We start from the raw sequence: 14933 nt of genomic DNA, 5'->3' as shown, positions 1-14933 counted from the left end.
TGTTAATCAATAGTTAAAGAAAATCAATGAGAATTGGGAAATTAAAAATACTACAATAAAAACAATATCTTAAACATATAATTTTGTTGCTCGCCCTTCCCTAAGTGAAGCTTAAAACCCTTATTCTTGCAGTTTAAATATTTGGCTCTAGGTTATTAATAATTTAGTTGTTAAAAATTTAATCGTATATTTTAACTTACTTGATCTGGATCAATATTCTGTTTTTAATTAATCGCATCATATCCACATGATCTTTTATAAATGCCTCCATCGCACCAGAGGACAAGTTAAAGAATTATAAGGCATCACGGTTTATTCTCATAATTTAGAATAAAAAATCCCTATGGACGAATTGCCGGGACGCTGCTCGAATTATCCTTAACACGTAGAAAAATACTATGAAAACACTCTCAAACGTCAAAGAGCCTCCAAAAGCAGCCCCTGCAGCTGCGGGCAAAAATAAAGCACTTATGCTTCTTTTGCCGGTTTTGGTCGCCGTCCTGTTGTTACTCGTCCCCGTGCCAGCGGGTCTTGAACCTTATGCATGGCACTTCTTTGCCATCTTCGTCGGCGTCATCGTCGGGCTGATTTTTGAACCCTTGCCCGGCGCAGTGATTGGTCTGACCGGCGTCGTCGTCATCGCCTTGTTCAGCCAGTTCCTGCTCTTTAGCCCGGCAGAACTGGCCAACCCCAAATTTAAAGTGGCGAGTGAGTCATTTAAATGGGCGGTCAGCGGCTTCGGTAACTCAACCGTCTGGCTGATTTTTGGCGCATTCATGTTCGCTGCGGGCTATGACAAGACCCAGTTCGGCCGCCGTCTGGCATTGATTCTGGTGAAATACCTGGGCCGCCGGAGTTTAACCCTCGGCTATGCCATCACCTTCGCGGATTTGCTGCTGGCCCCTTTCACCCCGTCGAACACGGCCCGCAGTGGCGGTACCATTTATCCCATCATTGCCAATCTGCCGCCGCTTTATGGTTCAAAACCCAATGACCCCAGCGCGCGTAAAATTGGATCTTATCTGATGTGGGTTGCTATCACCGCCGCCTGTATCACCAGCTCCATGTTCCTGTCCGCCCTGGCCCCCAACCTGCTCGCCCTTGCGCTGGTCAAAAGCGTCATTGGTTTTGATATCTCCTGGGGAATGTGGTTCCTTGCCTTTTTGCCACTGGGCCTGCTGTTGATTCTGACCATGCCGCTGCTGGCGTACTGGTTCTATCCGCCTGAAGTGAAGGTGAATGATGAAGTGCCTCGCTGGGCGATTGCTGAGCTGGAAAAACTGGGTAAGTTGACCCGTAATGAAATCCTGTTACTGGTGTTTGTTGTCTGTGCGCTACTGATGTGGATTTTTGCCACTGCCTGGATCGAACCGGCCATGGCCGCTCTGCTGGTGATTATCCTGATGCTGTGGACCGGGGTACTTAACTGGAACGACATCACCAGCAATAAAGCCGCCTGGAACACCTTTGCCTGGTTTGCCACACTGGTTGCGCTGGCCGATGGTTTAGCACGCGTAGGCTTTATCGCCTGGCTGGGCAAAGAAGGGGGAATGTTACTGCAGGGATACGATCCTCAAGTGTCGGCTGTGGTGCTGTTGATTGCCTTCTTCCTGCTGCACTACCTGTTTGCCAGTACCACCGCGCATACGACCGCCTTGCTGCCTGCGATGTTAACCATTGCCGCTTCCATTCCAGGTATTAACATGCCCGTGTTTTGCCTGATGCTGTGTACTTCACTGGGTGTGATGGGGATTATCACCCCTTACGGTACCGGCCCAAGCCCTATTTATTACGGCAGCGGCTATCTACCTACGAAAGATTACTGGCGTCTGGGCACCATCTTTGGCGCTATCTTCCTGATTGCTATGATGCTCATCGCCTACCCCTGGATGGTGTGGATGTTCTGATTGTGTCAAATGCATTTCGACGCGTCATACGATAACATGCCAACACTTGCCAGCCTGTGCTTATGGCTGGCAAGCATAATAAACAACTCATTCGCCTTTGATGTTGCTCCTGTCAGCCTGCGTTAACGGAGCCAGCACGTCATTAAGTGAGATACTATGTCGAACAAACCTTTTTTTTATCAGAATCCCTTTCCTCTTGCCCACGAGGACACCGAATACTATTTGCTTAGCCCCGACCACGTTTCCGTGGCTGAGTTTGACGGCCAGTCCATATTAAAAGTGGACCCACAGGCATTGACGCTGCTGGCCCAGCAGGCCTTTCATGATGCGTCTTTTATGTTGCGCCCGGCCCACCAGCAGCAGGTTGCGTCAATTCTGGCTGACCCTGAAGCCAGCGATAACGATAAATACGTCGCACTGCAGTTCTTACGAAACTCCGAGATCGCCGCTAAAGGTGTCTTGCCAACCTGCCAGGACACCGGCACTGCCATCATCATGGGCAAAAAAGGCCAGCGAGTGTGGACCGGTGGCGGTGACGAAGCCGCGCTGTCGCAAGGTATCTACAATACCTATATTGAAGATAACCTGCGTTACTCCCAAAACGCCGCGCTGGATATGTATAAAGAAGTGAACACCGGTACCAATCTTCCGGCGCAGATTGACCTCTACAGCGTGGACGGTGATGAATACAAATTCCTTTGCATCGCCAAAGGCGGCGGTTCCGCCAATAAAACCTATTTGTATCAGGAAACCAAGGCACTGCTCAGCCCGGGCAAGCTGAAAAATTATCTGGTCGATAAAATGCGTACGCTGGGTACTGCGGCTTGTCCTCCCTACCATATCGCCTTTGTCATTGGCGGCACCTCTGCCGAAAGTACGCTGAAAACCGTCAAGCTGGCATCGACTCACTACTATGATGGTTTACCTACAGAAGGTAACGAGCATGGCCAGGCGTTCCGTGATGTTCAGCTTGAGCAGGAGTTACTGGAAGCGGCGCAGCAGCTTGGGCTGGGAGCACAGTTCGGCGGCAAATATTTTGCACATGATATCCGCGTAGTGCGTTTGCCTCGCCACGGCGCATCCTGCCCGGTTGGCATGGGGGTTTCGTGCTCCGCTGACCGCAATATCAAAGCTAAAATCAACCGCGAGGGTATCTGGATTGAAAAACTGGAAGCCAATCCTGGGCGTTATATCCCTGAGGCACTGCGCAAGCAAGGTGAAGGCGAAGTGGTCCACATCGACCTGAATCGCCCGATGAATGACATCCTTGCCCAGCTTTCGGAATACCCGGTTTCGACACGTTTGTCCCTGACCGGGACCATCATCGTTGCGCGTGACATTGCCCATGCCAAACTAAAAGAACGCATTGATAACGGCGAAGGCTTGCCGCAGTACATTAAAGATCACCCTGTCTATTATGCGGGACCGGCCAAAACACCGGAGGGTTACGCATCTGGCTCACTGGGCCCGACGACGGCAGGCCGCATGGATTCGTATGTCGATCTTCTGCAGGCAAATGGCGGCAGCAAAGTCATGCTGGCAAAAGGTAACCGTAGCCAGCAGGTCACCGATGCCTGCCACAAGCACGGCGGTTTTTACTTAGGCAGCATTGGTGGTCCGGCTGCCGTTCTGGCGCAGCAGAGCATCAAGAGTCTGGAGTGCGTGGAGTATGCCGAACTGGGGATGGAAGCTATCTGGAAAATAGAGGTCGAAAATTTCCCGGCCTTTATCCTGGTGGATGACAAAGGAAATGACTTCTTCCAGCATATCGAACGTGAGCACTGCTCGCGCTGTGTGAAATAAACACGCGGCGGTAAACATGATGAAACGGCCCCGTTACAGGGGCCGTTTTTTTATCATCGTTGCAGACGGAACATGGCGTCGCTTATGCTTTCGTCGCCTTCGGTCAGCTCAATAATTTTGCGCGAAATTTGCGGTGTTTCGACCAGAGCCACCAGCGTGGCGGCCACATCCTCACGCGGGACCGACCCGTAAGGAATGGCAAAATCTGCACGTACGGTGCCGCGGCCCGCCACATTGGTTAGCGTACCGGGACGAAGAATTACCCAGTCGAGTTGGCTTTCGACCAGGCGAACATCGGCCAGCCGCTTCACGCGCATGTAATTTTCGAAACCTTCAGATGTCTCTTCGCCACGTGCGGCATCCGGGAAGACTGAGACCAGCAAAAACCGCTTCACACCGGCCTTTTCGGCTGCGGCAACCGCCAGGGACAACCCCTCGCCGTCAATGGCGTTGGTCAGCTCAATACCCGCGCCTCCCGCCCCAGCGCTAAAAATCACCACATCGTGGCCGGCCATTTCCTGCGCCAGTTGATCCACGGTCAGCTGCTGGAGATCCCCCGCCACGGGAACCGCTCCGGCGGATTTAAGTGCTTCAGCCTGCTCAGATTTACGATGCAGTGCAGAAACCGCATGTTGCTTAGCGCTGAGCTGTTTCGTCAGATGAGAGCCAACGTTGCCCGCCGCGCCAATAATAAAACATGTCGTCATCGTCCTGCTCCTTTGAAAAAGTCAGATATCAGTATAGACAATAAGCGCAGCGGTAATGAGCGCCCGTTGGGGCGCTCCAGGACATGATTAAGGAATGATTTTCTCATGCTTCAGCTTATCGAAAAGCTGAGTGAAGGAATCCAGAGTGCTCCGGTAGCCGGTAAAGCCCGCCTTGCGACTTTTACTCATGTCGGTGAAGGCTTCCATGGGTCGCCCCAGATCCGCGTCGGTGTGCCACCATGAGGCCAGACGCGTGATATCCTGTTCACGCAGGTTTTCACGCTGAGCAAGCGCCTGCCATACGCTGGCCGCCTCCTGCATGCGCCCGTCAAGCGGCATCATTTTTGCCGGATAAGCGGCAGCCTCGAGACCAAAATACGCCGCCAGTTTTGGCCACATCCAGTTCCAGCGGAAAACGTCACCGTTTACCGCGTTGAAGTCCTGATTTGCCGCGGCCGGGCTGGTCGCCGCCCACTCAAGTTGCTCAGCCAGAAGACCGGCGTCGGTCATATCCACCACGCCATTCCATTGCTCGGGTGAACCCGGGAAGATAAACGGCCAGCCTTTTTCTTTACATAAGGTGGCGTAAACGGCCAGAGTCTGCCCCATGTTCATGGCATTTCCGAGCGCATAGCCAATGATGGTATGCGGACGGTGGACGCTCCAGCGATAGCCATATTTTTCGGCGCCAGCGAAGACTTCATCCTCCTGGGCATAATAGAAGTTGTCTACCGGCTGACGACCCTGCTCTTCGCGGAAAGGCGTGACCGGCACAGCGCCTTTGCCGTAAGCTTCAAATGGCCCCAGATAGTGCTTAAGGCCCGTCACCAGCGCCACATGTGCGCCCTGGAGGCGTTCGCCAAGCGCTTCAATAACGTTGCGGATCATGCCGCCATTGACGCGGATATTCTCTTTTTCACTGTCCTGGCGCGCCCAGACGCTGAAGAACACTGCATCAGGTTTGACCGCTTTCAATGCCGTTTTTACCGCGTCAGGATCGGTTAAATCTGCGGTGAGGTTGCTGCAGCCCTCAGGTACCGCGCTGCGGCCCCGTGACAACCCGCTGACCTGCCAGCCTTCGTTATTTAGCCTTTCTGCTAACGCTCGACCAATCACACCACTGATTCCAACAATCAAAGCCTGCTTTTGCATGTTAATTCTCCTCTTTTTGCGTAATGTTAAGCGTAATAGAGAATTTCATTCCTATTTTGGGTAATAATTCACATCATTATCAACCTGAGTTCATCAATCATGCACGATCAGCGTCTTAAAGACATTGTTCCTTTTGTGGCCAGTGTAGAAAGCGGGAGTTTTACCGCTGCGGCTGCCCGTTTACATGTCACGGGTTCTGCCATCAGTAAAAGCGTTAGCCGACTGGAGATGCGACTGGGCTCGCGCCTGCTCGAACGCACAACGCGAAAACTGCAACTGACGGATGCGGGCAGCGCCTATTACCAAACCTGCTTACGCATCATGGAAGAGCTGGCCGAAGCAGAAGCCGTCCTGGCTGCGCAACGGATTATTCCTTCCGGCCGTCTGAGACTAGCCGTGCCGCATACTTATGGTCGGCTGAACGTGATGCCGTTGCTGATTCCGTTTTGTCAGCAGCATCCCGAGCTTGAATTGAGAATGAGTTTTTCAGATCGCTTCATCGAGCTGTTTGATGAAGGCATCGACGTTGCGGTCAGAATTGGCGGCTCAGATGATTTACCCGCATCAATGGGCTGCCGTCATATTGGTCGTGAACGCATGGTGTTTTGTGCCTCGCCAGCGTGGCTGGAACGCGAAGGACGGCCGCAAAATGAACAGGCACTCATGCAGCATCGGGCGATTCTGTATGAACGGGCCGATAACACGCCAAAACCCTGGTTATTTAGTGGTAAAGACGGTCATTCGTACTGGCGGGACGTTCCCTTTCGCATGGCGCTGGCTGATGTGGATGCACAACTACAGGCAGTAATTGCCGGATTAGGCGTTGCACAAATGCCCTCGTGGCTGGTACAGAACGCGGTTGACAGTGGTGAACTGGAAATCTTACTGCCGCAGCAGCAACCCGAGGGGCTACCACTCAGTGTGATTTGGCCCCGGCGTAAGCAGCTTCTGCCTAAAGTGGATGTTTTATTAACCACGCTAACGCAGTTAACCATTCGTTGATTGCGAGAGAATTTAATCGCTTTTTCACAGGGTGAGTAATGAGATATGGCGGATAATATAACGTCATTATAACGTTTATGCCTGTGCTGCCAGAATCGGATGGGCAGGTTAGGTCATAATATGTCAGTACTTTCTGGTCAACCCAATGGTGTTTATAACGGAGTGGCGCTAACGTAGAGGCATTCCAATCCGCTCAGGCGTAGGGACAAAGGCGATATGGCAGCAAGGGCGGTGAGCGTTAAAAAAATCAAAGGTTGTGAAACGTTGCCGGTATCTGACAGTGAACGGCTGCGTTTATGCTAAGTCTGCTCTTTCGCCTGATGATACTGACCATAATGGCACTTACGCTGGCGGGTTGCGCACGCTCAGATGCATTATGGGCGGTGACCGACAACGTTTGCATGGTGAACTATCACTACACTGGCCACCCGTCACCCTGTCAGCAGATCTATATTCCAGAGGGCAAACGGCAGGGTTTTAGCATTATTCAAAACCCTCGTTATCCCTATCATTTCATTCTGGTTCCCACGATTCCGGTATCCGGTATTGAAAGCCCGTGGCTATTCATGCCTGGCCGTCCAGATTATTTCGGCTACGCCTGGCTGATGCGTTATCAGTTGATGTCTCAATACGGCAGGCCTGTGCCGGAGGACATGCTGGGCATGGCAATCAACTCGGCTTGGGGCCGCAGTCAGAACCAGCTACATATCCACCTCACCTGCCTGCGAGAAGATGTTTACAGGCAGTTAAGGGCTGAACGTCCCTATATTCAAGATGCGTGGCATCCCCTGCCCGATAAGCTCTTAACGCATACTTATTACGCTCGCCGTGTCCTTCAACCTACAGCGATGGGCATTTACCCTATCGCATCCGTTGCTCACTACTTTCGCCTGACGCCGCCTATGCTGGCTGAATATGGCGTGGCGTTAGTGCCGACAACGTTCTCGGGTGAAAAAGGGTTCATCCTGCTGGCAACCCGTCGCGGCTGGGATAAAGGCAATCGCGCCTCCGTTGAGTCTATACTGGATAAGCGATGTGACATTCTGGGTTCGGGATCCGCAAAACCCTTACGTTTTAGATAATTAACTCACTTATGTAAAATGCGCTGAACCCACGCCCTCAACGCCTGATGTTCCCGAGGATGATGAAAATAGTGTTCGGCTCCTTGCACCGTCGTCAGTACCGCTTTGTGGCGGTGTGCAAAGGTGACAACCGCACTGAAATCGGCAATCTGGTCCTGGCTTCCAACCATAATATTCAGGGACAAGTTTTCTCCCGAAACCCGGTGCTATTGGACATACGCAAGATAATCGGCTCGAAAAACCGTGCCGTCAGAAGCAATGATGGCCTTCTCGCGATTGAGCCGGGTTTCATCAACATCAGCCTTGACCATCATTTTTCTGATGAGACTGTCGAGATCGATAACAGGCGAAAGAAATAATGCCTGACATATTTTTATTTTCTGAGCTGCAATCATGCTAAAACTGGCACCAATGCTGCAGGCAAATAGTGCCGTTGCACTGAATCGTTTCTGAGCATAAGCAAGCATGATTTTAATGTCATCAACGGCTTGTGCTACATGGCATTCAGACTCTACATGACGCCTTTCACCCTGAGCAGGAAGATCGAAACTCAGTATGCTATATCCCGCTTTTACAGCCTCAGATGCCAGAATCTCAATGCATTGATCTTCTTTATGGGAAAAATAGCCATGTACAGCAAGGATGAGCTTACCGCCTGCCCGATTACCCCAGTGAACGCAAGGAATGCCCTGCACATGGCTTCGTGTCTTTAATATAGGGCTTCGCCTTCTTCAGTCTCTCACGTCCTCTGAGTCTAACCGGGCTCACAGCAGAAAATTTTGATTCTGGAACGCCTTAAACGGGACAGTTGTCGACGCCGCCAGAGAATGTGGACAACAGTGTGGCCCTGCATGGATACCTCTCACCGCAGAACGGCCTTCAGACCGCACCGCCGCTAGACCAGATTACATAAAAAGTGAATTTTTTCATTTTGTAACTTTAACGTTATGTTACTTGGTATTTTTGCTGCCATGATTCATTGCGTTACTTATTGAAATGTGTTGATCACCCAAACCTTACTATTGCTACAGGGAAAATCACATGTCACAACGGTCACTTCAGGCACTGTGTCTGATGAGTTTTTTTCTGGCCGACGTCAGAGACGGTCTGGGACCATTTTTAGGCATTTTTCTGACAGAACGCCACTGGAGCCCGGATGAAATAGGCCTGGTCATGACGTCAGGCGGCATTGCAGGGCTCCTCTCAACGTTGCCCGCAGGCGTGGTGGCGGATGCAACGCGCTATAAACGTCTTGTCATCCTGACAGGATGCATCGTGATTACCGTTGCGACCTTATTACTCTGGTACAGCAACCAGTCCTGGACGGCGATCATTTCACAGATCGTTGCCGGTATTGCTGCCGCTTTTATTGGCCCGACCGTAGCAGGGATAACGCTGGGCCTGACGGGGCAAAAAGGGTTCAACCACCAGATGGGGCGGAACGAGGCTTACAACCATGCCGGAAACACCCTGGCGGCTGTACTGGCAGGATTCGCAGCCTGGAAATGGGGGCTCGGCGCCGTTTTCATTTTAATGATGATAATGGCCGTCTTTGCCGCCATCGCGACGTTGGCGATACGTGGAGAGGATATCAATCATGAGGTTGCCCGCGGATTAGAAGACAATCAGTCTCAAAAGCCGACGCTGAGCCTGTGGATCCTGGCGCGCAAACCCGCACTGCTGGTAACCGGTCTGACTTTACTGCTGTTTCATCTGGCCAACGCCGCACTGTTGCCCATGCTGAGTATGCGCGTTGCCTCATCAACCGGGCCAGATGCGGTCGATCCCGGTTTGTATGCTGCGGCAACGGTTGTTATTTCTCAGCTGGTGATGATCCCTGTCGCGATTTACGTTTCACGCCGTGTGGATAAAATTGGCTATCGCTATTTGATCATGACGGCCCTGTTAATGATGCCGCTTCGGGCGCTTATTGCGGCAGAATTTCCAGAGACGCTATTCGTTATTCCAGTCCAGGTGCTTGATGGCATTGCGGCAGGAATACTGGGCGTTGCCGTGCCGGGCTACATTGTCTCCCTGCTGCGCGGAAGCGGGCACGTTAATGCGGGCCAGAGTGTGGTGATGCTAATGCAAGGCGTAGGTGCCTCCATGAGCCCGGCGATGACGGGGCTGATTGTGGCTCGCTATTCCTACAGTATTGCCTTTAGCGCACTGGGTTGTATCGCCCTGGTGGCCTTACTGCTGTGGTGGAGTACCGGACGAACGCCGGCGGCTGAACCGGCATAATTAAGGGTAATCTGCCAGCAATCTCACGCTGGCGGATTCTGGTTTGCCCCTGAATACCGCATGCAATAGGCGAATCCGCCATCCTGAATGCCGTTTAAAAGGGACTCAGGCACCATCATATGTACCAAAATGTAAACAAAGGTAAAAAATGATTTGTGCCTATCTCACTTATTAATCACTCTTTTTTCCTGATTACTTGCAAAAAATTACATTCATGTACTATGTTTTCTCGCTGCGGTTAAGAACGCTCTATCATTAATGTCACTGGCCTCTTATAGCTTTCTCTTCCTTTATTTCCGTTAACCTCGCTGACTGGCTGCGAAAGCTATAGGTCGTCTTCATTTAAGTAGTTTGAGGAAAATATGGATACAAACCGTTCATCGTCACCCAGGCCTAAAAAACATTTCTGGAATAAAAAGCAAAAAAAACTCACGGTTGATGACATAACCGTTATCGATAATAACATGTTAAAACGCGCTGTCGGTGCCGCCGCATTAGGTAATGCCATGGAGTGGTTTGACTTTGGCGTCTACAGCTACCTGGCTGTCATCATTGGTAAGGTCTTTTTCCCCGATGCCAATACGGCAATTCAGTTGATCGCGACCTTTGGTACCTTTGCAGCGGCGTTTTTAGTCCGCCCACTGGGCGGTCTGGTATTCGGTCCGCTGGGTGACCGAATCGGACGTCAGAAAGTGCTGGCCATCACCATGATCATGATGTCGATAGGCACATTTTGCATCGGCATCATTCCATCCTATGCCTCAATCGGCATCATGGCACCCATCCTGCTGCTGGTGGCCCGACTCGTTCAGGGATTCTCTACCGGTGGCGAATATGGCGGTGCAGCAACCTTCATCGCAGAGTATTCGACAGATAAACGTCGTGGTTTTATGGGAAGCTTCCTGGAGTTCGGTACATTAGGCGGCTACCTGCTGGGTGCCTGTCTGGTGACCGTAATGACGAGCTTTATCTCATCAGAAGCCATGATGTCCTGGGGCTGGCGCGTGCCCTTCTTTATTGCCGCGCCCCTTGGCTTGTTCGGCCTGTATGTGCGTTTGAAACTCGAGGAAACACCGGCTTTTAAACAACATATGCAGAAGCAGGAGGAGCTGGAGCAGAGTAAACCGCGCCTGACGCTCTTCAAGATGTTAAGTAAGCACCGCGTGCCCATGATGAAGTGTATCGGGCTGGTCTTATTGTTTAACGTTTCCAACTACATGCTGACCTCGTATATGCCCAGCTATCTTACCGGCGTACTGGGTTTACCTGAGCTCAGCGGGCTGCTGCTGGTGATGATCGTGATGTTTGTCATGATGCCGTTAACGCTGATGTGGGGCCGCTGGACCGATCGAATTGGTCGTCGCCCGGTGATTGGTTTCGGTGCAGTGGGCCTGATCCTGCTCGCTATCCCCAGCTTTATGTTGATCGGTTCACATAATATGTGGGCAGTCTTTGCCGGCCTGCTCATACTGGGTATTCTGCACACCTGCTTCAGTGGCACCATGCCCTCAACGCTACCCGCGCTTTTTGCCACTGATATTCGTTACAGTGCACTGGCGATCGGCTTCAATCTTTCGGTTTCACTGTTTGGCGGCACCACGCCTTTACTTACCGCATGGCTGGTTGATACCACGCAAAATACCATGATGCCGGCGTACTACATGATGGTTGCAGGGGTGGTGGGATTACTGACGATTCTGACGGTACGTGAAACGGCCCGTAAGCCCTTAACCGGCTCTTCTCCTGCTGTCGCAAGCGAAGCCGAAGCCCAAAGCCTGATTAATAAAATGGACAGAAAGGCTGAATCCGATCGACCCGCGCCAGCTGACGCGAAATAACCCGCCGTTTTCATCCAAAACACCCTGTCCGCAGGGTGTTTTTTTATGTGTACATTCAGTCTAGTCATTACCAAACCGGACCACCGTGCTGGCCGCACCCAGGGCATGTCCTTTGAGTTTCTTCAACAGCTCGTCATGAGTCAAACCCGGTTCAAGCGCAGAGGGTGCAAGATCCGTGGCAATCAGCACGAAGTTATAGTGGTGAATGCCTGAACCGACAGGCGGACAGGGGCCGTAGTAATGGGCGGTGCCCGGTGAGTTTTTCCCACCCGTGTAACCTTTCCCCGTTGTCAGTTCACCCTGAGCAAAAGCACTGCGTTCAGAAGCAATGTTGTAAGCCACCATATGACTCACCCCGAGACCTTTAGCCCCCACGGGATCGGTCATCAGTAAGGCAAAGCTTTTGGTACCGGCCGGACTCTCTGACCAGTTAAGTTCGGGTGATACGTTTTCGCCGGTACAGGCCGCATTACTTTTATTCGCACCGGCAAATTTTTTATCTAACAAGCCATTATCGCTGAAGTCTTTCGACTGCAGGGTTAAAGCCAATGCAGCAGGACATAAAAAGATTAACAACAGATAAGGAAATTTTTTCACCTGATACTCCTGTGTTATCGAGAGGTTATCCTGGGACGAGAGCGAAATTCATCCAATCCACAGTGAAACAGTATATGTCTCAAAACCCGACAGAGAAGTGCGACAGGAACCCACAGAAAAGAGGAGAAGAGAAATAAAAACCGCAGTTCGCCAGGGACGACAGGCCTTCAGGATCGGCCTGTGAAGGGGAATAAGGCTTATTTTACTGTCATCTTTCAGGGTGAAATCGCCAGTATTTAGCGCCAGATTGCCGGTAGCAAACCGGTCTGACGCCTTTTTTTTATTTACACAAAAGGCCTGATACTTGATCTGAATCACAAAAATCCGCATGATCTGCATCAAACATTTAAACAGGTATTGAGGCAAAAATGACACTTTATCAACACATGCTGGTCTTCTATGGCATTGTTGCCTCGGTAGCGGCACTCATCACCTTCTTTATCGCCAAAGACAAGCTCAGCATCAAACTGTTGAGTGCTTTTCTGGTTGGTGCAACTTGGCCTATGAGTTTTCCGGTAGCATTAATGTTCGCGCTATTTTGAAATTTTTCTCTTGTAGGTCAGATACATCGCTGACTGCTGAGCGGTCTTCACACTTCAACAAGACACCTTCACCAGACAATTTTGCATAAACTTCCCTTGGCGCAACAGCTGCCCTGTACTGTTCTGCAAAACCCGCTTTTTCTTGCAAGCGATGGCTGCAATCATCGCCACAGCGTGCCGTTCCGATAGACGCCTTTTGTCATGCACCGCACTTGCTGACTTGCTGACGTCGCAAGATACCTGTTTTGGCAGCGCGGGATCGCCCGCTACCGAAAGGGAAAATCGTAGGGTAACAGACTGAACATCTTGAAGTTTTTGCCCCACCTTTATTGTGAACCTTGGTGTTTTATTTCAGCATAACGGGCCGTCAGTTGCTTCAGGTGCATTTCCAGTTGGGAGCGTGCAGCGGCAGGTAAAGGTTCGCCCGCAGGATGTAGTGACAATGCCCGTAGTTGCTCTTCAACCGGTATGGATTGGTTAAAGGACTGCATAGTGGAAAAAACCACTGATTTCAGCTCGCTAACCCGTTTCAAGAATGATTGCCGTCCGACCTCAGGCCAGATTCCCGGCGTTAATATCTGCACAATTTCGCCCTGCTCACTCAGGCCCGATCGTGCGTTGCATTGGCCTCCGCCTCACTTTGTTGCTGCTTTGCCAGAGTCCGGGCGAGAAGCGTTGAATACAACGGCGTTCCGCCGAAATATTGCGCAGACAGGGTAGCCCCAAGACAGGTAATAATCATTGGCAGAATAAGCTGATAATTATTCGTCATCTCCAGCACCAGAATAATGCCGGTCAAGGGTGCGCGTACCGAGGCCGCAAATAACGCCCCCATGCCCGCAACGGCAAAGGTTGCCGCTTCAAGATGATACGCCGGAAACATCGCAACACAGAGTTGACCGACGCTGATGCCGAGTAATGTGCCGAGCGTCAGCATCGGCGCGAAAATACCGCCTGGCGCCCCGGATGCGAAACACAGCAAGGTGGTCAGCGCGCGAAGAAAAAACAGGGAGAGTAGAGCGGCGGAGGTATATGTACCGGCTGAAAAGTCGGGAATTAACGTAATACCGCCAGTGACGGCCTGAGGCAGTACCAGCCCCAGCAGACCGCATAATCCGCCCAACACTGCACCGCCCAGCACCCAACGCGAGGTTTGGCCCTTGTGAAGAGTCTGAAACAGATCTTGCAGCGTGAATATCAGACGATTAAAGGCCACACCGCAGCCACCAAATAAAATCCCTAACAGCAAATATAACCACAGGGTTTGTATCGGCGCATCTTTCAGTTGCCCGATGTTAATGATGGGTTCGTTACCGTTCAGCGCGCGAAAAACAATGCTTGAGGTAATGACCCCAACAAACACGGCTTTGATAGAAATAAGGCTAAAGCGAAACTGCAGGCGCATTTCTTCAATGATGAACAGAATGCCTGCCAGCGGGGCATTAAAGGCGGCGGCCAGGCCTGAAGCAGCACCGGTAGCCAGAATAGTATGACGGGATTCAGAAGACCGCATGCGGAAGATATCCAGACACATGCGTCCAATGTTACCGCCAATCTGAACTGTCGGCCCTTCTCGCCCAAGCACCATGCCCGAGCCCAGCGCGCCCAGCCCCCCAACGAACTTCACCGGTAAAACTCGCCACCAGCGTACGGGCCTTAACTCCTCCAGCGCACCTTCAATTTCAGGAATGCCCGATCCACCCGCTTCAGGCGCAAATCGCCTGACAAGAAAATAGCCTGACGCTGCCAGCCCTGCGGAAAAAATAAAGGCAAACAAGCCCATTAACAAGGCATTGTTTTCAAACTGGCTCAGCCAGTGGAGGCGGGAATGTATGACCCAGCTTACCGCTCTGTCGAATGCCACCGCCGTCAGGCCTGTTAATACGCCCACCAGCGCGGCGAGCAGTAATAAGGCAACCGGCGTTTTATCTCGCCGAATAAGATATTGTAACAACCGTAGCCGACGGGGGCGAAAAAGACCGGGTCGGTTTGAGACAAAAGCGCGCATGCCTGACCTCAAAATTAGCGTGCTGAACAGCACCAACAATGCAAATTAAAT

13 protein-coding genes and 1 pseudogene are annotated in these 14933 nt (G+C 51.6%); 7 read left to right on the top strand and 7 right to left on the bottom strand.

Features of this window, described 5'->3' with window-relative positions; genetic code table 11:
- Positions 1–398 precede the first annotated feature (398 nt).
- Both P9J57_RS21335 and fumA read left to right on the top strand, forming a co-directional pair.
- Positions 399–1907, top strand: a complete 1509-nt coding sequence (locus P9J57_RS21335; RefSeq protein WP_013027951.1) for a DASS family sodium-coupled anion symporter — start codon at positions 399–401, stop codon at positions 1905–1907.
- 156 nt (positions 1908–2063) lie between these two features.
- Positions 2064–3710: a class I fumarate hydratase FumA gene (gene fumA / locus P9J57_RS21330; protein ID WP_014598272.1), complete on the top strand. Its 1647-nt coding sequence runs from the start codon at positions 2064–2066 to the stop codon at positions 3708–3710.
- Positions 3711–3763: 53 nt separating this feature from the next.
- Here the strand turns inward: fumA and P9J57_RS21325 are convergent, their stop codons facing one another.
- On the bottom strand, positions 3764–4417 hold the full coding sequence (locus P9J57_RS21325) for an SDR family oxidoreductase (RefSeq protein WP_105082620.1): 654 nt from the start codon (positions 4415–4417) through the stop codon (positions 3764–3766).
- A gap of 87 nt (positions 4418–4504) precedes the next feature.
- Entirely contained in the window at positions 4505–5569 is a 1065-nt protein-coding gene (locus P9J57_RS21320; protein ID WP_210454122.1) for an SDR family oxidoreductase, read from the bottom strand.
- A gap of 99 nt (positions 5570–5668) precedes the next feature.
- On the opposite strand from P9J57_RS21320, the gene P9J57_RS21315 reads away from it, so the two are divergent.
- Positions 5669–6571: a LysR family transcriptional regulator gene (locus tag P9J57_RS21315; RefSeq protein WP_483279516.1), complete on the top strand. Its 903-nt coding sequence runs from the start codon at positions 5669–5671 to the stop codon at positions 6569–6571.
- Positions 6572–6867: 296 nt separating this feature from the next.
- Positions 6868–7653, top strand: a complete 786-nt coding sequence (locus P9J57_RS21310; RefSeq protein ID WP_105082619.1) for a CDP-diacylglycerol diphosphatase — start codon at positions 6868–6870, stop codon at positions 7651–7653.
- Positions 7654–7658: 5 nt separating this feature from the next.
- Here P9J57_RS21310 and P9J57_RS21305 read toward each other — a convergent pair whose 3' ends face one another.
- Both P9J57_RS21305 and P9J57_RS21300 read right to left on the bottom strand, forming a co-directional pair.
- The gene (locus tag P9J57_RS21305) at positions 7659–7838 is read right to left on the bottom strand and encodes an alpha/beta hydrolase (RefSeq protein WP_019105900.1); all 180 of its coding nucleotides are present in this window, start codon (positions 7836–7838) and stop codon (positions 7659–7661) included.
- Positions 7839–7859: 21 nt separating this feature from the next.
- A complete protein-coding gene (locus P9J57_RS21300) occupies positions 7860–8348 on the bottom strand; it encodes an alpha/beta hydrolase (protein WP_483279515.1) in 489 nt (162 codons plus the stop codon).
- A 346-nt stretch (positions 8349–8694) separates the two neighbouring features.
- Here P9J57_RS21300 and P9J57_RS21295 point away from each other — a divergent pair, with 346 nt between their 5' ends.
- Both P9J57_RS21295 and proP read left to right on the top strand, forming a co-directional pair.
- Positions 8695–9897 carry an MFS transporter gene (locus P9J57_RS21295; RefSeq protein ID WP_014598266.1) on the top strand — a complete coding sequence of 401 codons (1203 nt, stop codon included), beginning with the start codon at positions 8695–8697 and terminating at the stop codon, positions 9895–9897.
- Positions 9898–10259: 362 nt separating this feature from the next.
- Complete coding sequence (gene proP, locus P9J57_RS21290; protein ID WP_210476277.1) at positions 10260–11735, top strand: glycine betaine/L-proline transporter ProP; 1476 nt, start codon at positions 10260–10262, stop codon at positions 11733–11735.
- Positions 11736–11795: 60 nt separating this feature from the next.
- On the opposite strand, the gene P9J57_RS21285 is transcribed toward proP, so the two are convergent.
- Entirely contained in the window at positions 11796–12332 is a 537-nt protein-coding gene (locus P9J57_RS21285) for a YbhB/YbcL family Raf kinase inhibitor-like protein (RefSeq protein ID WP_014598264.1), read from the bottom strand.
- Between the two features lie 368 nt (positions 12333–12700).
- Here P9J57_RS21285 and P9J57_RS21280 point away from each other — a divergent pair, with 368 nt between their 5' ends.
- Positions 12701–12874, top strand: a complete 174-nt coding sequence (locus tag P9J57_RS21280; RefSeq protein ID WP_014333244.1) for a GhoT/OrtT family toxin — start codon at positions 12701–12703, stop codon at positions 12872–12874.
- A gap of 326 nt (positions 12875–13200) precedes the next feature.
- Here the strand turns inward: P9J57_RS21280 and P9J57_RS21275 are convergent.
- Positions 13201–13398 (bottom strand): annotated as a pseudogene (locus P9J57_RS21275) (VasL domain-containing protein); the annotation flags it as partial.
- Positions 13399–13475: 77 nt separating this feature from the next.
- Positions 13476–14894 (bottom strand): H(+)/Cl(-) exchange transporter ClcA, encoded by a 1419-nt coding sequence (clcA, locus tag P9J57_RS21270; RefSeq protein WP_024471503.1) that lies wholly within the window; start codon positions 14892–14894, stop codon positions 13476–13478.
- Positions 14895–14933 lie beyond the last annotated feature (39 nt).

It is taken from the genome of Pantoea sp. nfd-35 (genome assembly GCF_056892255.1).
This window is presented reverse-complemented; position numbering and strand designations above follow the sequence as displayed.